The 19,961-nt window shown below is 60.9% G+C and carries 20 protein-coding genes and 1 pseudogene; 9 read left to right on the forward strand and 12 right to left on the reverse strand.

Annotation, left to right across the window (positions count from 1 at the left end; translation table 11 throughout):
• The first annotated feature begins 117 nt into the window (after positions 1-117).
• Positions 118-1,461, forward strand: a complete 1,344-nt coding sequence (locus BLT00_RS11770) for an imelysin family protein (RefSeq protein ID WP_063322609.1) — start codon at positions 118-120, stop codon at positions 1,459-1,461.
• Positions 1,462-1,667: 206 nt separating this feature from the next.
• Here BLT00_RS11770 and BLT00_RS11775 read toward each other — a convergent pair whose 3' ends face one another.
• The 4 genes and pseudogenes from BLT00_RS11775 to BLT00_RS11790 all read right to left on the reverse strand — a co-directional run bounded on the left by BLT00_RS11775 (position 1,668) and on the right by BLT00_RS11790 (position 3,908).
• Complete coding sequence (locus tag BLT00_RS11775) at positions 1,668-2,903, reverse strand: RNA polymerase sigma factor (RefSeq protein ID WP_092144272.1); 1,236 nt, start codon at positions 2,901-2,903, stop codon at positions 1,668-1,670.
• 8 nt (positions 2,904-2,911) lie between these two features.
• Positions 2,912-3,034: pseudogene (locus tag BLT00_RS11780) on the reverse strand (polyketide cyclase); the annotation flags it as partial.
• 27 nt (positions 3,035-3,061) lie between these two features.
• Positions 3,062-3,406 carry a YciI family protein gene (locus BLT00_RS11785; RefSeq protein ID WP_063322612.1) on the reverse strand — a complete coding sequence of 115 codons (345 nt, stop codon included), beginning with the start codon at positions 3,404-3,406 and terminating at the stop codon, positions 3,062-3,064.
• Positions 3,407-3,473: 67 nt separating this feature from the next.
• Entirely contained in the window at positions 3,474-3,908 is a 435-nt protein-coding gene (locus BLT00_RS11790) for a YybH family protein (protein WP_072342082.1), read from the reverse strand.
• A gap of 140 nt (positions 3,909-4,048) precedes the next feature.
• On the opposite strand from BLT00_RS11790, the gene BLT00_RS11795 reads away from it, so the two are divergent.
• Entirely contained in the window at positions 4,049-4,534 is a 486-nt protein-coding gene (locus tag BLT00_RS11795; RefSeq protein ID WP_092144268.1) for a GNAT family N-acetyltransferase, read from the forward strand.
• A 79-nt stretch (positions 4,535-4,613) separates the two neighbouring features.
• Here the strand turns inward: BLT00_RS11795 and BLT00_RS11800 are convergent, their stop codons facing one another.
• The gene (locus BLT00_RS11800) at positions 4,614-5,102 is read right to left on the reverse strand and encodes a GyrI-like domain-containing protein (RefSeq protein ID WP_063322615.1); all 489 of its coding nucleotides are present in this window, start codon (positions 5,100-5,102) and stop codon (positions 4,614-4,616) included.
• A gap of 80 nt (positions 5,103-5,182) precedes the next feature.
• A complete protein-coding gene (locus BLT00_RS11805; protein WP_063322616.1) occupies positions 5,183-5,845 on the reverse strand; it encodes a LysE family translocator in 663 nt (220 codons plus the stop codon).
• Positions 5,846-6,053: 208 nt separating this feature from the next.
• On the opposite strand from BLT00_RS11805, the gene alaC reads away from it, so the two are divergent.
• Positions 6,054-7,271 (forward strand): alanine transaminase, encoded by a 1,218-nt coding sequence (gene alaC, locus BLT00_RS11810; RefSeq protein WP_063322617.1) that lies wholly within the window; start codon positions 6,054-6,056, stop codon positions 7,269-7,271.
• 156 nt (positions 7,272-7,427) lie between these two features.
• Here alaC and BLT00_RS11815 read toward each other — a convergent pair whose 3' ends face one another.
• Together BLT00_RS11815 and BLT00_RS11820 are read right to left on the reverse strand one after the other, a co-directional pair.
• On the reverse strand, positions 7,428-8,780 hold the full coding sequence (locus BLT00_RS11815) for a GntP family permease (RefSeq protein ID WP_092144266.1): 1,353 nt from the start codon (positions 8,778-8,780) through the stop codon (positions 7,428-7,430).
• Positions 8,781-8,872: 92 nt separating this feature from the next.
• Positions 8,873-9,406, reverse strand: coding sequence for a gluconokinase (locus BLT00_RS11820; protein WP_063322619.1), 534 nt, complete (start codon positions 9,404-9,406; stop codon positions 8,873-8,875).
• 216 nt (positions 9,407-9,622) lie between these two features.
• Between BLT00_RS11820 and BLT00_RS11825 the strand changes: the two genes are divergently transcribed.
• The 3 genes from BLT00_RS11825 to BLT00_RS11835 all read left to right on the forward strand — a co-directional run bounded on the left by BLT00_RS11825 (position 9,623) and on the right by BLT00_RS11835 (position 12,082).
• Positions 9,623-10,654, forward strand: a complete 1,032-nt coding sequence (locus BLT00_RS11825) for an HTH-type transcriptional regulator GntR (protein ID WP_063322620.1) — start codon at positions 9,623-9,625, stop codon at positions 10,652-10,654.
• A 159-nt stretch (positions 10,655-10,813) separates the two neighbouring features.
• The gene (locus BLT00_RS11830) at positions 10,814-11,368 is read left to right on the forward strand and encodes a hypothetical protein (RefSeq protein WP_092144264.1); all 555 of its coding nucleotides are present in this window, start codon (positions 10,814-10,816) and stop codon (positions 11,366-11,368) included.
• Positions 11,369-11,659: 291 nt separating this feature from the next.
• Positions 11,660-12,082, forward strand: coding sequence for a GNAT family N-acetyltransferase (locus tag BLT00_RS11835; RefSeq protein WP_092144262.1), 423 nt, complete (start codon positions 11,660-11,662; stop codon positions 12,080-12,082).
• A 111-nt stretch (positions 12,083-12,193) separates the two neighbouring features.
• Here the strand turns inward: BLT00_RS11835 and def are convergent, their stop codons facing one another.
• Both def and BLT00_RS11845 read right to left on the reverse strand, forming a co-directional pair.
• Positions 12,194-12,733, reverse strand: a complete 540-nt coding sequence (gene def, locus BLT00_RS11840; RefSeq protein WP_063322623.1) for a peptide deformylase — start codon at positions 12,731-12,733, stop codon at positions 12,194-12,196.
• Positions 12,730-13,680, reverse strand: a complete 951-nt coding sequence (locus tag BLT00_RS11845; RefSeq protein WP_057448927.1) for a YihY/virulence factor BrkB family protein — start codon at positions 13,678-13,680, stop codon at positions 12,730-12,732. Before BLT00_RS11845 ends, def begins: the two co-directional genes overlap by 4 nt.
• A 247-nt stretch (positions 13,681-13,927) precedes the next feature.
• Between BLT00_RS11845 and BLT00_RS11850 the strand changes: the two genes are divergently transcribed.
• On the forward strand, positions 13,928-14,305 hold the full coding sequence (locus BLT00_RS11850) for a hypothetical protein (protein ID WP_092144260.1): 378 nt from the start codon (positions 13,928-13,930) through the stop codon (positions 14,303-14,305).
• Positions 14,306-14,511: 206 nt separating this feature from the next.
• Here the strand turns inward: BLT00_RS11850 and fadD1 are convergent, their stop codons facing one another.
• Positions 14,512-16,203, reverse strand: coding sequence for a long-chain-fatty-acid--CoA ligase FadD1 (gene fadD1, locus BLT00_RS11855; protein WP_092144258.1), 1,692 nt, complete (start codon positions 16,201-16,203; stop codon positions 14,512-14,514).
• A gap of 309 nt (positions 16,204-16,512) precedes the next feature.
• A complete protein-coding gene (fadD2, locus tag BLT00_RS11860) occupies positions 16,513-18,201 on the reverse strand; it encodes a long-chain-fatty-acid--CoA ligase FadD2 (RefSeq protein WP_063322625.1) in 1,689 nt (562 codons plus the stop codon).
• Positions 18,202-18,425: 224 nt separating this feature from the next.
• On the opposite strand from fadD2, the gene BLT00_RS11865 reads away from it, so the two are divergent.
• Both BLT00_RS11865 and BLT00_RS11870 read left to right on the forward strand, forming a co-directional pair.
• The gene (locus BLT00_RS11865) at positions 18,426-19,370 is read left to right on the forward strand and encodes an alpha/beta hydrolase (protein ID WP_092144256.1); all 945 of its coding nucleotides are present in this window, start codon (positions 18,426-18,428) and stop codon (positions 19,368-19,370) included.
• A gap of 44 nt (positions 19,371-19,414) precedes the next feature.
• A complete protein-coding gene (locus BLT00_RS11870; protein ID WP_014336929.1) occupies positions 19,415-19,885 on the forward strand; it encodes a MaoC family dehydratase in 471 nt (156 codons plus the stop codon).
• The last annotated feature ends 76 nt before the right edge of the window (positions 19,886-19,961 follow it).

Genomic DNA, 19,961 nt, shown 5'->3' on the forward strand with positions numbered 1-19,961 from the left:
AAATAAGAAATATTTACACCTGCAACCCTTTACACATAATGCAAATCTTTCGCATTATGTCGCAGTTTTGCGCACCCTCGCGCCTGTCCCATCCATCATCGAAGCAGGATGTTTGCCATGATTCGTATGCCCCTGGCTACCGCCAGTCTGCTGGCTATCGCTATTTCCCTCGCCGGTTGCGGCGAAGGCAAAGACAAGGCCGCCGCCCCGCAAGCGCCAACGCCTGCCGCCAGCACCGCGGCACCGGTCGCCCCTGCTGCCGCCGGCAAAATCGACGAAGCGGCCGCCAAGGCCGTCGTCGCGCACTATGCCGACATCGTCTATGCCGTCTACAGCGATGCCGAATCCACTGCAAAAACCCTGCAAACCGCCGTCGACGCGTTCCTGGCCAAGCCGAACGCCGAGACCCTGAAGGCCGCCAAGGCTGCCTGGGTCGCCGCACGCGTGCCTTACCTGCAAAGTGAAGTGTTCCGCTTCGGCAACACCATCATCGACGACTGGGAAGGCCAAGTGAACGCCTGGCCCCTGGATGAAGGCCTGATCGACTACGTCGACAAATCCTACGAGCACGCCTTGGGTAACCCTGGCGCCACCGCCAACATCATCGCCAATACCGAAGTCCAGGTTGGCGAAGACAAGGTCGACGTGAAGGACATCACCCCGGAAAAACTCGCCAGCCTCAACGAGCTGGGCGGTTCCGAGGCCAACGTCGCCACCGGCTACCACGCCATCGAATTCCTGCTGTGGGGCCAGGACCTCAACGGCACCGGCCCTGGTGCGGGCAACCGCCCGGCATCGGACTACCTGCAAGGTACTGGCGCCACCGGTGGTCACAACGACCGTCGTCGTGCCTACCTCAAGTCCGTGACCCAATTGCTGGTCAACGACCTCGAAGAGATGGTCGGCAACTGGAAGCCGAACGTGGCCGACAACTACCGCGCCACCCTGGAAGCCGAACCGGCCGAAAGCGGCCTGCGCAAGATGCTGTTCGGCATGGGCAGCCTGTCCTTGGGTGAACTGGCGGGCGAGCGCATGAAGGTGTCCCTGGAAGCCAACTCGCCAGAAGACGAGCAGGATTGCTTCAGCGACAACACCCACAACTCGCACTTCTACGATGCCAAGGGCGTGCGTAACGTGTACTTGGGCGAATACACCCGCGTCGACGGCACCAAGATGACCGGCGCGAGCCTGTCGTCCCTGGTCGCCAAGGCCGATCCAGCCGCGGATACGGCGCTCAAGGCCGACCTGGCCGACACCGAGGCCAAGATCCAGGTCATGGTCGATCACGCCAACAAGGGTGAGCACTACGACCAACTGATCGCCGCCGGCAACACCGCGGGCAACCAGATCGTGCGCGACGCCATCGCCGCACTGGTCAAGCAGACCGGTTCGATCGAACAGGCCGCGGGCAAACTGGGTATCAGCGACCTGAACCCGGACAACGCTGATCACGAGTTCTGATCAACGCCGGCTGGCTGAAAAAAGCGACCTTCGGGTCGCTTTTTTTTATCTGATGCAGGTCAGTTGAAAAAAAATTCGAACGACAACCCTGTGGCGAGGGAGCTTGCTCCCGCTGGGGCGCGTAGCGGCCCTGTTTTGGGGCTGCTGCGCAGCCCAGCGGGAGCAAGCTCCCTCGCCACAGGAGTCTTGCGTTCGGCGGGACCCTGTCACTGCAACCCCGCAAGTCGCCCCTCGATAAACCGCCGTTCCGGCAGTTGCTGCGTCAGTTCGAGCGCTCGGCGGTACGCCGCCCTCGCCTCGTCCAATCGTCCCAGTTGACGACAGAATTCCGCCTGCGCCGAATAGGCCAGGTGATAGTCGAGTAATTCCCCACGCTCCAGGATCGCCTCGACCAGGCGCAAGCCGACTTCCGGTCCGTCGCGCTTGGCCAGGGCAGCGGCGCGGTTGAGTTCGATCACCGGCGACGGCACGGCGCGCAGCAACTCATCATAAAGCCCGACGATCTGCGGCCAGTCGGTCTGCTCTGCCGTCGGTGCTTCGGCATGCACCGCCGCAATCGCCGCCTGCAGGCAGTACGGCCCGAACCGCCGGGTCTTCAGCGCAGCCTCCACCAATGCACAGCCCTCGGCGATCAGCTCGGCATCCCACAAGAATCGTGCCTGTTCATCCAGCAGGATCAGTTCACCGGTCGATGACGTCCGTGCCGGGCGCCGGGATTCGTGCAGCAGCATCAATGCCAGCAACCCCATGACCTCCGCGTCGGGCAGCAACTCCATCAGCAGGCGCCCGAGGCGGATGGCTTCGCGCGTCAGGTCTTCGCGGGTCAGCTCGGCGCCCATCGAGGCCGAATAACCCTCGTTGAACACCAGGTAGATCACCCGCAGCACGCTGTCCAGCCGTTCCGGCAGTTCCGCGCGGGACGGCACCTGGTAGGGGATCCTGGCATCGCGGATTTTCGCCTTGGCCCGCACGATACGCTGGGCAATGGCCGCCGGGGCGGCGAGGAATGCCCGGGCGATTTGCTCGGTGGTCAGGTCGCAGACTTCCCGCAGCGTCAGGGGCACTTGGGCATCCGCCGCCAGGGCCGGGTGGCAACAGGTAAAAATCAGCCGCAGGCGATCATCTTCCACGTCTTCGTCACTCCACTGGCCCTGCTCCAGCTCTTCGAGCTGGGCGATCAACATCGGCCGGGACGCGGCGAAACGCGCGCGCCGGCGCAAACTGTCGATGGCCTTGAAACGCCCGGCAGACACCAGCCAGGCCCGCGGGTTGTCCGGCACCCCGTCGCGCTGCCAGCGCTCGACCGCAATGAAGAAGGCCTCGTGCAAGGCTTCTTCGGCGAGGTCGAAGTCCCCCAGCAGGCGAATCAACGTCGCCAGGATCCTCCGCGAGTCTTGCCGATAAACCTGCTCGACCCGCGCCTTGACCGCTTCGACCGGCATCAGTCGGGCATGCCTTGGGGGCCCCACCCTTGGATCACCAAGGCTGGCTCGCTCCGGGGACGGAAAATCTTCTGACGCGGGGCGTCGATCGTTCGGCTGATGAACGCGTGGGGGGCAGTTGCAAGGTTCATGAATGAAGTCCTGTTTGTATTTATTGTTCAGGGGTTCAGTTGGCGTACCGGTCGCACTTCGACGCAGCCGACCCGGGCCGCCGGGATATTGCCGGCGACCTGGATGGCTTCGTTGAGGTCCTTGGCATCGATCAGGTAGAAGCCGGCCAGTTGCTCCTTGGTTTCGGCGAACGGGCCGTCGATGATCGACAGCTTGCCGCCGCGCATGCGCACCGTGGTGGCTGTCTGCACCGACTCCAGGGCCTCGGCGGCCAGCATCCGCCCACTGCCCTGGATCGATTCGGCATAGGCCATGCACTCGGCGTCCTCCGGGCTGTCGGGCGAGTTGTGCAGCGTGTGTTCGTTGCTATACACCAGGCATAGGTACTTCATGGAAGGCTCCACGATCGGACTGATCAACTATGGACGGTAGAATGTGGCTCGGCAAAAAAACCGACGATCAGGGTTGCAGGTCGAACAACGTCGTACCGGCCATCGGGTCGAACGGCGCGGACCAATGTTCATGGACGATCCGCCATTGCCCGGCTACACGCCGGTAGCAGGCCGTCACACGCATCCAGCAGGCCTGTTCCTCGCCCTTGTCATTGGTGCCGCCACAATAGGCCAGCCAGTGGGCGAAGGCGATGTTCTCTGCCGGGGTAATCTTGACCTGATGGAAGTCGAACTTGTGCGGGCCGGGGCACATTTCCATGCAGGCTTGCCAATGGGCCCGGTAAGCGGTCTTGCCCTTGAATTGCAAGGCCTGGATGGCATCGAACGAGACGATGTCTTCGTCATAGAGTGCCATGACCTTTTCAACGTCCTTGGCCATGACCGCTTGGCGATAGGTGTCGATCAGGACCTGGATTTCGGTTTCAGTGGCTTGGGTATTCATGGTGATTCTCCGCAGTTTTTTGTTGAGGACACCCTTTGTCGTTTGGAGAAACAGCAAATCGACAACCCAACAAAAATGATTCAAAGAAAAAATTCGCTAGAATCCAGGTTCTATTCTGCTGGCAAACAACGGACGTTCTTGTGACCGCTGAGCTTGTACCCTACGAAGACCTGACCCCGCTGCAACGCGAACAGGTCGGTGCCATCGAAATCCACCCCGAACAGATCAAGTTCGCTGGCGATATCCACGGCGCCCTGCACACGCTGCTGTCCAAGCCAGGCCCCGGGGTCAAAGGGTTTGCGCTATTGGCTGAAGAGGTGCCAGTGGCCTTCCTGCTGCTCAAGCGCCCACCGGTACTGCCCGCCTGGGCCAATGAACACAGCGCCACCCTGCATGCCCTGCAAGTCGATCACCGGGCCCAGGGCAAAGGTTATGGCAAGGCCTGCCTACAGGCGCTACCCGCCGTGGCGCGAGCCGCCTGGCCGGAAATCCGCGGGCTGGAACTGTCGGTTGACGCCGATAACGACTCGGCCATCGGCCTGTATTCCCGGCTGGGCTGGGTCGATAGTGGCGAGGCCTACAAGGGCCGCATCGGTTACGAGCGGCGGATGGGGTTGGCGTTCTGATGGACCTTGCCCCATAGACACTCATGACCGTGAAGCACCTGCGCGGGTGCAGGCCAGCCTGTACTGAAGCTGGCGACGGTCAGCTTGGCTTGAGCGGGATCCAGATCTCCAGGGTGCCTTCGCCGGTCCTGGGGTTGAAATCCTCGCTGTAGCGCTCGAACTCCGGCAGCTCGGCCGCTGTATGACCGGAATGTGGCAGCCACTCGTTCCAGATGTATTGGAACGTGTCCGGTAGTTGTTTCAACGGCCCCTTGTGTTCGAAGACGGCGTAATACCCAGGCTGGATTTCGACCCAGCGGTATTGTTCCGGCAGATCGTCGAGCCGGCTGATTTCCACGCCAGCGATGTATTCGAACCCACCCTTCCCGTCCGGGTTGCAACACACGCCGTAGGTCACTTCATCTTGCTGCCCTGGCACCTTGCCGAGCCAGGGCAGGAACTTTTCCCAGAGCAAAGGGATGTCCTGGGCAGTGTCCTGGGTAAACCGAGCACCAAAGCCGGCGATAAGCTGAAAACGTCCCTGTTCAAAGCGTGGTTGGGCTGTGTAATCGCGTTTGTGCTTTTCCATGCGGCAACACTCCAGCAAAACGTGAAGTCGGGTTTGGCAGTATAGAAGCCAAACCGTGATTACCAGGGTCGTTTCGCCTGTCAGATTCCAGGCAAGGCGTTGGCGACAGCTTTTCCTACAAACTCGTTGTAGCCAGAAACGATCACGTACACCGCGAAATAGCAGAAGATCGCGGCGGATGCCCAATAGGAGTAACGCAGCAGTTTATCCCCCAACAATTTGCCACCCTGGGTTGCCGCCAGGCACAGGGCCGCGCACCACAACAATCCGGCGCAGAGAAAACCACTGAGGAACAGCGCCGAGCTGAGCAAGGTGCCACCACCCGAACGCGCGATAAGTGTACCGCCCACCGCAGCGAACCAGAGGATGGCACTGGGCGACGACATGGCCAGGAAAATCCCGCGAAAGAACTCCTGGCGCGAGGAACTGCCCTGCACCTCCCCGGCCTCGGCGAGCACGGCGCTGTGATAAATCGCCGAATGGATCATCTTCGCCGCGAAATACAGCAACAGCACCGAGCCACCGAGCCACAGCACCCAACGCACCGCCTCGTATTGCAGCAGGACTGTCATGCCCGCCAAGGCCAGGACGGCGTAGATCAGGTCGCCCACGCAGGTGCCCAGGCCCAAGGCGAAACCCTGGAAGTAACCGCGCTGCATCGCCAGGGTGATCATTGCGATATTGGCCACGCCTATGTCCAGGCACAGGGAGAGACTCAGCAGGAAACCGCTGGAAAATTCCATTATTCATTCCGTTCGATTGGGCTACAGCGAATTCAACGGCCCGCAGCCGGCGTTGATGGCTGCGTGGCAAGGTCGACAGTGTCGTCGAAAATAGTTGCGCGCGGCTACTGGACAATCCGACATCCGCCCGATTATCTTGCGCCGCAGGCCACCGCAGTGGCCAACGTCGCTCGGACGGTTCCGGGCGCTCACGTATCTCGAGGCAACAATGGCCGAACAAGGTTCGCCGCGCCGCTTTGCGCGCATCGATCGACTCCCCCCTTACGTATTCAATATCACTGCCGAGCTGAAGATGGCTGCGCGTCGGCGCGGCGAAGACATCATCGACTTGAGCATGGGTAACCCCGACGGCGCCACACCCCCGCACATCGTGGAAAAACTGGTCACCGTCGCCCAGCGGGAAGACACCCACGGCTATTCCACCTCCAAAGGCATCCCGCGCCTGCGCCGCGCCATTTCGCGCTGGTACAAGGATCGCTACGAGGTGGACATCGACCCGGAAACCGAAGCCATTGTCACCATCGGTTCCAAGGAAGGCCTGGCCCACCTGATGCTGGCCACCCTGGACCAGGGCGACACGGTGCTGGTGCCCAACCCCAGCTATCCGATACACATCTACGGCGCGGTGATCGCCGGCGCCCAAGTCCGTTCGGTGCCGCTGGTGCCAGGGGTGGATTTCTTCGCTGAACTGGAGCGGGCCATCCGCGGCTCGATTCCCAAGCCGAAGATGATGATCCTCGGCTTCCCCTCCAACCCCACCGCCCAGTGCGTGGAGCTGGATTTCTTCGAACGGGTCATCGCCCTGGCCAAACAGTACGACGTCCTGGTGATCCACGACCTGGCCTACGCCGACATCGTCTACGACGGCTGGAAAGCCCCGTCGATCATGCAGGTGCCCGGCGCGAAAGACATCGCGGTGGAGTTCTTCACGCTGTCCAAGAGCTACAACATGGCTGGCTGGCGCATCGGTTTCATGGTGGGCAACCCGGAACTGGTCAACGCCCTGGCGCGGATCAAGAGCTACCACGACTACGGCACCTTCACGCCGCTGCAAGTGGCTGCCATCGCCGCCCTTGAAGGCGACCAGCAATGCGTGCGCGACATCGCCGAGCAGTACCGCCAGCGCCGCAACGTACTGGTCAAGGGGCTGCATGAACTGGGCTGGATGGTGGAAAACCCCAAGGCGTCGATGTACGTCTGGGCCAAGATTCCCGAAGCCTATGCCCACCTGGGCTCACTGGAATTTGCCAAGAAGCTGTTGGCCGAAGCCAAGGTCTGCGTCTCGCCGGGGGTGGGGTTCGGGGAATATGGGGATGATCACGTGCGCTTCGCGCTGATCGAAAACCAGGACCGGATTCGCCAGGCGGTACGTGGGATCCGTGGGATGTTCAGGGCCGATGGCTTGGTTCACAAAACCAACGGCTGAGACAAGAACCCGTTGTGGCGAGGGAGCTTGCTCCCGCTGGGCCGCGAAGCGGCCCCAATGCGGCCACCGCTGCATTCCAATGAATCGCGGTAGCCGTTTGCGACTGCTTCGCAGTCGAGCGGGAGCAAGCTCCTCGCCACACATGGTGTGTTGCGGTTAGACCACCAGCGACAGCAACAGGATAAAGATCAATCCCACCACCGACAGGATGGTTTCCATCGCGGTCCAGGTCTTGAAGGTCTCGGCCACGGTCATGTTGAAGTACTGCTTGACCAACCAGAAGCCCGCGTCGTTGACGTGGGACAGGATCAACGAACCGGCACCGGTCGCCAGCACCAGCAGCTCACGGTTCACACCCGGCATCATCCCCACCACCGGCACCACGATCCCGGCACCGGTAATGGTCGCCACTGTCGCCGAGCCTGTGGCAATGCGGATCACCGCAGCCACCAGCCACGCCAGCAGGATCGGCGAGATCTGCGCACTCACCGCCATGTGGCCGATCACGTCACCCACACCACTGGTCACCAGCATCTGCTTGAAGCCACCGCCCGCACCGATGATCAGGATAATCGCGGCGGTCGGCGCCAGGCTGGCGTCCAGCCATTTGAGCATCTGGCTGGAACCGATGCCCTGCTTGTAGCCGAAGGTGTACAGCGACAGCAGCAACGCCAGCAGCAACGCCGAGATCGGGTGGCCGATCATGTCCATCCAGGCGCGGAAGAGGTTGCCATCGGGCAGCGCCACGTCAGCGAAGGTCTTGAGCAGCATCAGGAATACCGGCGACAGCACGGTGATCAGGGTGATGCTGAAGCTTGGCAGTTCTGTGGAGTCCGTCTCGCGCGCCAGTTGGTCCACCAGTTCCTGATTCGGATGGCCGGGGATGTGCTTGGCAATGAACGTACCGAAAATCGGCCCGGCAATAATGGCCGTCGGCAGCGCTACGATCAGGCCATAGAGAATGGTCTTGCCAATGTCGGCGCCAAACACGCCAATCGCCAGCAGCGGCCCCGGGTGCGGCGGCACCAGGCCGTGGACGGCGGAAAGACCGGCCAGCAACGGGATACCGATCTTGATGATCGACACGCCGGTGCGACGTGCAACGATGAACACCAGCGGGATCAGCAGCACGAAGCCGATTTCGAAGAACAGCGGAATGCCCACCAGGAACGCGGCGAACATCATGGCCCACTGCACCTTGTCCTTGCCGAAGGCGCGGATCAGGGTCTGGGCGATCTGGTCGGCCCCGCCCGACTCGGCCATCATTTTGCCGAGCATCGTGCCCAGCGCCAGGATGATGCCGACAAAGCCCAGCACGCCACCGAAGCCGTCCTGGAACGCCTTGATGATGGTGCCGGTCGGCATGCCCGACGTCAGGCCGAGGAACGCGGCGGCGATGGTCAGTGCGATGAACGGGTGGAATTTGAACTTGGTGATGAGGATGATGAGTCCGATCACCGTGACCACTGCATCGAGCAGCAGGAACGTCTCGTGGGACATGCCAAACATGGGAGGTGTCTCCTGATTTGTTGTTGTTATTGAAGCAGTTATTGGTTAGCCGTCGGGGTAGCGCTATCTTTCTGACGCAAATTTTTTGAAACTCAGCCAGCAAGCTTCAAACCATGGTCCAACCACCAGACGTAAGCCTGATGTGCCAACTCTTCAACGCTGTGGCTGGACGCATCCAGAGCCAGGGTCAGGGGCTCGCCGACAGGGGATTGCAGGGTGGCAAACTGGCTGTCGATCAACGTCGACGGCATGAAATGGCCGGGACGATGGGAAACCCGGTCGGCGGCCACTTCAGGGGTCAATTCAAGGAACACGAAGCCGAGGCCTGGCAAGGCACTGCGCAGACGCTCGCGATAACTGTGCTTGAGGGCCGAGCAGGTCAGCACCGGGCGCTCGCCCATGGCATCGACACGGCGCAACTCATCGCACAGACTGTCGAGCCAGCCGGCACGGTCGTCGTCGTTCAAGGGAATACCGGCGCTCATCTTCTGGATGTTGGCCGCAGGATGGAAAGTGTCGCCTTCAATGGCAGTGGCGCCGCTCAACTCGCATAGCGCCTGGCTGACGCAAGTTTTGCCGCAACCGGCAACGCCCATGATGACCAGGGCGGTGATGGGATTATTCATGTAACACCTCAGCGCGCAGACAGCGCTACCTTTGCCAGTTATGACACCGCAGCAAAAGCAGAAGTTGCCGACGCCTTCTTGTCATTTTTGTGGTTGCAGCATGTTCGTTCACGACACCGGCACACGGGGGATCAGGCAAACCCCACTTACGCAATTGCAGCCGCGTCGAGACAGCGCTACCTTAGTGCCTTGATTTTTGTTTGGCAAGCCGCCCTGATGACCGCCCCTAAAAACGATAAAAATACTCGCACCACCGGTCGCCCTACGCTCAACGAAGTCGCACGCCTGGCCGGTGTCAGCCCCATCACCGCCTCCCGTGCCCTTCGCGGCGTCAGCACCGTAGCCGTCGATCTGGTGGAAAAAGTCCGCCAGGCCGCCTCGGAGCTCAACTACGTCGTCAACCCCGCCGCCCGCGCCCTGGCTTCGGCCCAGAGCCATTCGGTGGTGGTGCTGGTGCCGTCGTTGTCCAACCTGTTGTTCATCGACACCCTGGAAGCCATTCATCGGGTGCTGCGCCCCAAGGGTTTCGAAGTGGTGATCGGCAACTATCACTACTCCCGGGACGAAGAAGAAGACCTGCTGCGCAACTACATGGCCTATCAGCCGCGTGGTTTGCTGCTGACCGGTTTCGACCGCACCGAAAGCGCCCGACGCATGATCGAGGCCAGCAACATTCCCTGCGTGTACATGATGGAACTGGACCCCGGCGCGGGGCTCAACTGCGTCGGTTTTTCCCAGCTCAAGGCCGGCGAAACGGCGGCTGAGCACCTGATTTCCAAAGGCCGCAAGCGCCTGGCCTACATCGGCGCGCAACTGGATCAACGCACCCTGCTGCGTGGCGAAGGTTTTCGCCGCGCCCTGCAGAAAGCCGGCCGCTATGACCCGGACCTGGAACTGCTGACCCCGCGTCCGTCATCGGTAGGCCTGGGCGGCGAGCTGTTCCTGCAATTGCTGGCCAGTCATCCGGACGTTGACGCAATCTTCTTCGGCAACGACGACCTGGCCCACGGCGCCCTGCTCGAAGCATTGCGCTGCGGCATCAAGATTCCCGAGCAGGTGTCGATCCTCGGTTTCAACGACCTGCCTGCCTCGGCCCACATGGTGCCGCGCCTGAGCAGCATCAGCACCCCACGGGAAGCCATCGGCCGCCGCGCCGCCGAGCAAATGCTGACGCTGATGGCCGGCAACCGCATCGCGCAGCCGGTGGTGGACCTGGGTTTCGAACTCAAGGTTCGCGAAAGCACCTGAGGCGCCACGTTCAAGCGGTCGATCCATGCCGTCCGACGGCAAGGGTTGGCCGCCCCGCTCGTCGCGCGCTCGTCCACACCCCTTGGAATACGGACCTTGCGAGGGCGGCATGGGAATTGCTCCTGCCCATCGCTCAGCCATTACCCACAGGTGTTCATCATGTTGGTCAGTGCAAAACAGCAAGCGATGGTCTTACCGCTCAAACGCCCGGGCGAAGATCCCACCGCCGAAGCCGCCAGCGGCCTGCAAAGTGCCGCGTTGCAGGCCTTGCGCGATAACGTCCAGGTCCAGGCCAGCCAGGGCGCTGCCCAAGTCCAGGACTCCTTCACCAAACGAGCCACGCAACAGGTCAATGCGAGCACCGCCATCAGCGACAACGTCGACGAGGCATTCGCCAAGACCCGCGTGCAATTGCAGACTGTTGCTTCACCCGCATCCGAAGAAACCACGACGCTTGGAGGTTCTGCGACAGCAGAATTCAAGGACTACATGAGCAAGACGCCCGAAGAGCGCCTGCGCGACAGCATTCTCGAAGAGATGGGCATTACTGAGGAAGAGTTCGAGGCGATGCCGCCCGAGAAGCAGATGGCGGTCAGCCAGGAGATTGCCCAGCGCATGCAGGACAAGTCGGCGATGGCACAAGTGGAAAAGGCCCAGCAGAGCCGCACCGACGACAAAGCCTCGGCCACTGACATGTTTCTCGCCTCGCTTTGAGCCTCGGCACATGGCGGAGCGTTTGAGCTGGGGTTAGCGCCCCAGCTCAAACCTGAGGCCAACCGAGGCAGTGTCGGCTCAATGACCGAACAGGTTCACCTTCTTGGTTTTTTTGTCGGCGCGCTTTTCATCGGCAGTCTTCGCCGGTTTTTTCTTTGCCGCTTTTTTTGAATCCATGCCTTTGGCCATGATACGTACTCCACTCATACGGGATGTGAAGTCAGGTATACACCTATCGCCGCCCCTGCGTTCTTTTATAATCGCCCTCCCCTTATCGCCCACGACCCTGTCATGTCCGAAATCCATTACGCAGCGCTCGAAGAATCGCTTTGGCCGCTGATGAATAAGTTTTATCGCGCCCACCAATCCTCGATGAAAGCGGTGCGTGACGCGCAGCTTTGGGTGGCGCGGCGGGATGAGATCGTCGCCGCCCTGTGCCTGCGACCGGTGTCGGGCGGGCATTGGTTGACGGGGTTGTTCGTCGACCCGGCGTACCGCGTACAAGGGATCGCGGCACGGTTGATCGCTGAAGCGGTGAAAGACGTTGAAGGGCCGGTGTGGCTGTTCTGCCACCCGGATTTGCGCGGCTTTTATGAGCGGCGCGGGTTCAGCTTCGACCCTGAACTGCCCTATGCGATGGCTGAGCGCCTGAGCCGATATGCGCGTAGCAAGCCGATGATTGCGATGGGGTGGGAGCCTTCGCGCCCTTCCTGACATAGATCCAATGTGGGAGCGAGCTTGCTCGCGATAGCGTCAGGTCTGTTGCATCAATGCCCACTGACACACTGCAATCGCGAGCAAGCTCCCACAGGGTTCGGTGGGGTATCAATCGTCGGCCGCGGGGTCCAGGTCCGGGAACATCACCTCGGTAAACCCGAACTTGCTGAAATCACTGATACGCGACGGGTACAAGCGTCCGATCAGGTGATCACATTCATGCTGCACCACCCGCGCATGAAAGCCCGACGCGTAACGCACGATCGGCTCGCCCTTGGGATCGAAGCCTTCGTAGCGGATGTCCTGGTAGCGCTCGACCGCCCCGCGCAGGCCCGGCACAGACAGGCAACCTTCGAACCCCTCTTCCATCTGCGGGCCCAGTGGGGTGATCAGCGGGTTGATCAGGATGGTCTGGGGCACCGCCTCGGCGTCGGGGTAACGCTCGCTGTGCTCGAAGCCGAAGATCACCAGTTGCAAGTCCACGCCGATCTGTGGCGCCGCCAGGCCGACGCCGCCGACGCTTTCCATGGTCTGGAACATGTCGTCGATCAGTTGCCACAATTCTGGGCTGTCGAACATTTCGGTGGGCACCGGCGGGGCGATGCGCAGCAGGCGTTCGTCGCCCATTTTCAGGATGTCACGGATCATGGTCGGGCTTCGTCAGGGTGGGGATGAGGGATGGAATGGTCGCGGCCCAGGCCCGACACATGCTGTTTTTCGTGCTCGCCGGCGCTCTTTTCCCCCGGGTTCTTGCCCTCGGTGGACATGTGCTCGATCACCGCATTCATCTCCGCACCAAGCAGCAGCACTGCCGAAGAAATATAGAAATACAGCAACAACACGATGATCGCACCGATGCTGCCATACATGGCGTTGTAGTTGGCAAAGGTCTTGACGTAAAACGCAAAGCCCAGGGAGGCAATGATCCATACCACCACTGCCAGCACCGACCCCGGCGTGATGAAGCGAAACTCCTGCTTGACGTCGGGCATCACGTAATAGATCAGCGCCACGGCCACCATCAGCAAGATCACGATCACCGGCCAGCGCACGATCGTCCAGAGCGTGACGATGAACTCCTCCAAGCCGACCTGGGCCGCAATCCAGCCCATTACCTGTGGCCCGAGCACCATCAACGCCGCAGCGGCCAGCAGCATGCCGGCGATACCGACGGTGTAGAAGATCGACAGCGGAAAACGCTTCCAGGCCGGGCGGCCCTCCACCACATCGTAGGCGGCGTTCATCGCGCTCATCATCAGTCGCACGCCTGCCGAGGCGGTCCACAACGCAATGACGATACCCACCGACAACAATCCACCCTTGGATTGCTGGAGCTGGTCGATCACCGGGTTGACCTGCTCCAGGGCCTGGGGTGGCAGCACCAGTTCCGATTGCAGGCGCAGCCAGGAGAAGAAGTCCGGCAGGTGCAGGAAGCCGATCAACGCGATTAAAAAGAGAATGAAAGGAAACAGCGAAAACAGCATCTGGTAGGCCAATGCCGAGGCGTAGGTCGACATCTCGTCGTCGAGAAACTCGGTCACGGTGCGCATCATCACACGATGCAAGGGTAAGCCTTTCAAGGCCGGGAACATCATGTGCGTCTCCTTTCGCCGCAAAAAAAGGGGGTCGCTTGGCGACTCAGGGGGCCGTTATCACAACAAAGTAGCCTGTTTGGCGACGTTGGATCAATTTCGTCTTTCATGCCCGACGCTGAATTGACCGGCGATTGCCAAGCCAAGTTTCATTGTTCCTACAGGCGGGGCTTTATGTTTGCCCGGCAACCACCGAGAATGCCCCACGTATTCAGGCTGCGGCCTGAAGCTCCAACCCCGTAGGAACGTTATGAAACTCGATAAAAAGCAGGCCATCGCCCGCAGAAACCAGGAACTGGGCGGCGCCGTACTGGGCGTCAACAACTGCCACTTCAGCGAATTGAACCGCAACCGCAACATCTTCTGGTTCGATATCCCGGTGGCGCGCCTGGCCATCGGTCAATACGAATGGATTCACCTGCTGCTGCACACGCCGGCCACCGATGAGCTGCTGCACCTGAAGGTGCCGACCGTGTTCATGCGCGAGAAAATGGAAGGCTTGGAAGTGCGCAACCAGGGCAAGCGCAAGGCGGCCCTGAGCCTGGAGCTGAGCGCCGACAAGGATTCCTACCTGCAGGACATGCGACCAGGTGGTACTAACCTGGATTTTGCGCAGTTCCGGTTGTAACCGGACCCGAGAAGCACCAGATCACCTGTGGCGAGGGAGCTTGCTCCCGCTGGGCTGCGCAGCGGCCCCCTTCGATCCAACTGACACTCCACAAGGGGCCGCTGCGCGTCCAGCGGGAGCAAGCTCCCTCGCCACAAAGGCGGTATCGCTTCAGGTCATCGCCCAACAAAAAGCCCCGCTTCTGCGGGGCTTTCGTCTAGAAGCTTTTACTTTTTCAGCCCCAGCTTCCTGAGCTCTTCATCCCGCAACTCGCGCCGCAGGATCTTGCCCACGTTGGTGGTCGGCAAGGCATCACGGAACTCCACGGCCTTGGGCACCTTGTAGCCGGTGACGTTGGCACGCATGTGTTCCATCACCTGCTCCTTGGTCAACGTGACACCCGGTCGTGCGACGATGAAGATCTTGATCGCCTCGCCGGACTTCTCGTCCGGTATGCCGATGGCCGCGCACTGCAGCACGCCCGGCAGGGTTGCCAGCACGTCTTCCAGTTCGTTGGGGTACACGTTGAAACCGGAGATCAGGATCATGTCTTTCTTGCGATCGACGATACGCATGTAGCCGTCCGGCTGGATCACCGCGATGTCGCCGGTCTTGAGCCAGCCTTCGCTGTCGAGGATCTCGTCGGTGGCGTCCTGGCGCTGCCAGTAGCCCTTCATGACCTGCGGCCCTTTCACACACAGTTCACCGATTTCGCCCAACGGCTGTTCGACGCCCGCGTCATTGATCACCTTGCACAGCGTCGACGGCACCGGGATGCCGATGGTACCGATCTGGATGTTCTGGATCGGGTTGACGGTGGCCACCGGGCTGGTTTCGGTCATGCCATAACCTTCGCAGATCGGGCAGCCGGTCACCGCTTTCCAGCGCTCGGCAGCTGCCAGTTGCAGGGCCATGCCGCCAGACAGGGTGACTTTCAGGGCCGAGAAATCCAGCTTGCGAAAGGCTTCGTTGTTGCACAGGGCCACGAACAGCGTATTGAGGCCGACGAAACCGCTGAACTTCCACTTCGACAGCTCCTTGACCATCGCCGGCAGGTCACGCGGGTTGCTGATCAGGATGTTGTGGTTGCCGATCAGCATCATTGCCATGCAATGAAAGGTGAAAGCATAGATGTGGTACAGCGGCAGCGGCGTGATCAGGATCTCGCAACCTTCATTGAGGTTGGAGCCCATCAGCGCCTTGCACTGCAACATGTTCGCCACCAGGTTGCGGTGGGTGAGCATCGCGCCCTTGGCCACGCCGGTGGTGCCACCGGTGTATTGCAGCACGGCGACATCGTCGCTGGTGGGGTTGGCTTCGCTCACGGGTTGGTCGTGGCCTTTGCTCAGCACGTCGTTGAACTTGACGGCCTTGGGCAAGTGATAGGCCGGGACCATCTTCTTGACGTACTTGATCACGCTATTGATCAACAGGCGCTTGAGCGGCGGCAGCAGGTCGGCGACTTCGGTGACGATGACGTGCTTGACGCTCGTCTTGGGCACCACGGCCTCGGCCAGGTGCGCCATGTTCGCCAAACACACCAGCGCCTTGGCCCCGGAGTCATTGAACTGGTGTTCCATTTCCCGCGCGGTGTACAGCGGGTTGGTGTTGACCACGATCAGCCCGGCGCGGATCGCACCAAACACGGCCACCGGGTACTGGAGAACGTTGGGCAACTGCACGGCGATTCGATCGCCGGGCTGTAAATCGGTATGCTGTTGCAGGTACGCGGCAAAGGCACCGGACAACTCGTAGAGTTCACCGTAGGTGATTGTCTTGCCGAGGTTGCTGAATGCCGGCTTGTTGGCAAAGCGTTGGCAGGACTGCTTCAACACCGCCTGAATATTCGGATACTCGTCTGGATTGATGTCGGCAGCAATCCCAGCTGGGTACTTATCCTTCCAAAAGTCTTCAATCATGGAAGCCCACTCCTCAGCAACGCGAATTCTCACCGCATTTGATGCGATTATTATTGGTGTGTGTTTATTGGTGAATCTGGCTTGAATCAAGGCCGAGAAGTCACAAAAGCGCGCCGAGAGTAGCAGCTTTGCCGGGGGCCGACTAGAGCCAAAAGCAGCCCCCACAGTCACAAACATGACTCATGAATACCTCATAGTCATTTTTAGAGTAAAAATACCAAACCTCATCTGAATCGCCCTGGATACCCAAAAAACTGTGGGAGCGAGCAAGCTCGCTCCCACAGGGGGTTCTACTGGACCTCTCTGGCCTCAGGCGATATCCCGCAGCTCCCGCCGCAGGATCTTGCCCACCGGGGTCATCGGCAATGAGTCCCGCAACACGATGTGCTTGGGTATCTTGTAGCCGGTGAAGTTCTCCTTGCAGTAGGCCTTGAGTTCTTCCAGGCTGACGCCGGTTTCGCGCGCCACCACGAACAGCTTCACCGCCTCCCCCGAGCGTTCGTCCGGCACGCCGATCACCGCACAGTTGGCCACCTTGGGATGGGCCATCACCACGTCTTCGATCTCGTTGGGGTACACATTGAAGCCCGAGACAATGATCATGTCCTTCTTGCGGTCGACGATGCGCACGAAACCGTCCGGGTCGATCACCGCAATATCGCCGGACCTGAACCAGCCCTCGTGGTCCAGCACTTCGGCCGTGGCCTCAGGCTTGTTCCAGTAGCCTTTCATGATCTGCGGGCCCTTGATGCACAGCTCGCCGCGCTCGCCCAGGGGCTGCTCGACGCCATCGTCGTTGATCACTTTCATCAGCGTGCCCGGCACCGGCATCCCCACCGTGCCCAGCCGGGACTTGCCGCCGTAAGGATTGGCACTGGCCACCGGTGAGGTTTCGGTCAGGCCATAACCTTCGGTGATACCGCACCCGGTGATCTGCTCCCAACGCTCGGCGGTGGCCTTGATCAGCGCCGTGCCACCTGAGTTGGTGACCTTGAGGTTGGAAAAATCCAGGGTCTTGAAATCCGGATGGTCCATCAAGGCCACGAACAACGTGTTGAGCCCCAGCAGCAGCGAGAAACGCCAGTTCTTCAGTTCCTTGATGAAACCACCGATGTCCCGCGGATTGGTGATCAGCACGTTGTGGTTGCCGGTCACCATCATGCACATGCAGTTCGCCGTGAACGCATAGATATGGTAAAGCGGCAGCGGTGCGATCATGACCTCCTGGCCCTCGCGCAACAGCGGATGGCCGTCATCGCCGAGCTGCCCCAGGCAGGCCCGGGCCTGTTGCATGTTGGCCACCAGGTTACCGTGGGTCAGCATCGCGCCCTTCGCCAACCCGGTGGTGCCGCCGGTGTATTGCAACACCGCAATATCGTCGAGGCTGACTTTCAGCGGCTTGATGCCCTGGCCGCGTCCCAGGCGCAAGGCGCTCTTGAAGGAAATGGCCTGGGGCAGCGAATAGGCCGGGACCATTTTCTTGACCTTGCTCACCATCGTGTTGACCAGCCAGCCCTTGGCGGTGGGCATCAGGTCGCCCATCTTCGCTTCGATCAGGTACTGCAGGTCCGTATCGGGCAACACCTCCTGGACTTTCTGCCCGAACATGTTCAGGTACACCAGCGCCCGGGCACCGGAGTCCTTGAACTGATGACGCATTTCCCGCGCGGTGTACAAAGGGTTGGTGTTGACCACGATCAGCCCGGCGCGCAAGGCACCGAACACGGCGATCGGGTATTGCAGGATGTTGGGCATCTGCACCGCGATTCGATCACCTGGCGCCAGGTCGGTATGGGCTTGCAGGTAGCCGGCGAAAGCCGCGCTGTAGCGCTCCAGCTCGGCATAGGTGAGGGTCACCCCCATGTTGCTGAACGCCGGACGGTCGGCAAATTTCTTGCAGGAACGTTCGAACACCTCGATCACCGACTTGTAGGCCCCAAGGTCAACATCCAGGGGCACCCCGGCCGGGCGTTTGTCATTCCAGAAATCAGGCTGCATTGTTTTTGTCCTCTTTACCTGAGCATGTCCGGGCCGCCTCTGTATCGCTTGCAGAGGCGGAGCTCCTGGGACACTAGCAGCTATGGCCAATCAGGCAAATATGGCAACCTGCGTCATAGATTGTGTGAATCTTCTTGCCATGGCATAGCCTGATCAGGCGAGACGCAGCGGATGCGCTATACAATGCAGCGACGCTGCGTCTGACTTTGTGCAAAGGAATCGCCATGATCCACCAAACGTTCTGGCTGACCGCGACCGACCACAGCCGCCTGTTCGTCAACCAGTGGCTGCCCGAAACCGCCCCTTTGGCGGTGATCATGCTGGCTCACGGCATGGCCGAACACAGCGGCCGCTACGCCCGCCTGGCCCAGGCACTGTGCGACGAAGGCTATGGTGTCTGCGCTGTGGACCTGCGCGGCCATGGCAAGAGCGGCGAGGAAGCGATTCTCGGCCATTTTGCCGACGAGGACGGCTGGACCAAGGTCGTGGGCGACCTGGCCAGCCTCAACCACCATATCGTCCAGCAATATCCCGATACCCCCATCCTGCTGCTGGGCCACAGCATGGGCAGCTACATCGCCCAGGGTTACCTATTGCATCACAGCGCCAGCCTGCACGGGGCGATTCTCAGCGGCTCGAACTTTCAGCCGGTGACGCTCTACCGCAGCGCTCGCCTGATCGCCCGCTTCGAACGCTGGCGCCAGGGTGCCACGGGGCGCAGCGCGTTGATCGAGTGGCTGTCGTTCGGCAGCTTCAACAAGAAATTCAAACCCACGCGCACCCCCTTCGACTGGCTCAGCCGTGACCCGGTCGAAGTCGACAAGTACGTCCACGACCCGCTGTGTGGCTTTCGCTGCACCAATCAACTGTGGGTCGACCTGCTCGGCGGGTTGCAGCAAATCAGCAAAGCGTCCAATCTCGCCCAGATCGATCCGGGCCTGCCCCTGCTGGTGATCGGTGGCGAATGTGATCCGGTGAGCGAAGGCAAGCGTCTGAAGGATCTGGCCGACGCCTTGCGTGACGCCGGCATCCGGCACCTGCAATTGACGATTTATCCGCAGGCCCGACACGAACTGTTCAATGAAACCAACCGCGATGAAGTGACCGCCGACGTGCTGGCCTGGATTGCCCAGGCCCTGAGCCACAAGCGGCCGCCACGCAGCGAGTAGGCTTGCAGCATTTATCCTTTACTCCTTCACAGGATTTGAAACAGATGACCCAGGTTACCAACACCCCTTACGAAGCCCTCGAAATCGGCCAGACCGCCAGCTACAGCAAGACTGTCGAAGAGCGTGACATCCAGCTGTTCGCCGCGATGTCGGGCGATCACAACCCGGTGCACCTGGACGCCGAGTTCGCCGCCGCGAGCATGTTCAAGGAGCGCATCGCCCATGGCATGTTCAGCGGTGCGCTGATCAGCGCGGCGGTAGCCTGCGAGTTGCCTGGGCCGGGCACTATCTACATCGGCCAGCAGATGAGCTTCCAGAAACCGGTGAAAATCGGCGACACCCTGACCGTGCGCCTGGAGATCCTGGAAAAACTGCCGAAATTCCGTGTGCGCATCGCCACACGTGTGTTCAACCAGCGCGACGAGCTGGTGGTGGACGGCGAGGCCGAAATCCTCGCACCGCGCAAGCAGCAGACCGTGACCTTGCCGACGTTGCCGGCGATCACCGTCGGTTGATTCAAACTCACTTGTGGCGAGGGAGCTTGCTCCCGCTCGGCGGCGAAGCCGTCGTAAAAAAAGCGACCGCGTTTGA

The sequence above is a fragment of the Pseudomonas sp. NFACC51 genome, assembly GCF_900103575.1.
GTDB classification, from domain to species: domain Bacteria; phylum Pseudomonadota; class Gammaproteobacteria; order Pseudomonadales; family Pseudomonadaceae; genus Aquipseudomonas; species Aquipseudomonas fluorescens_Q.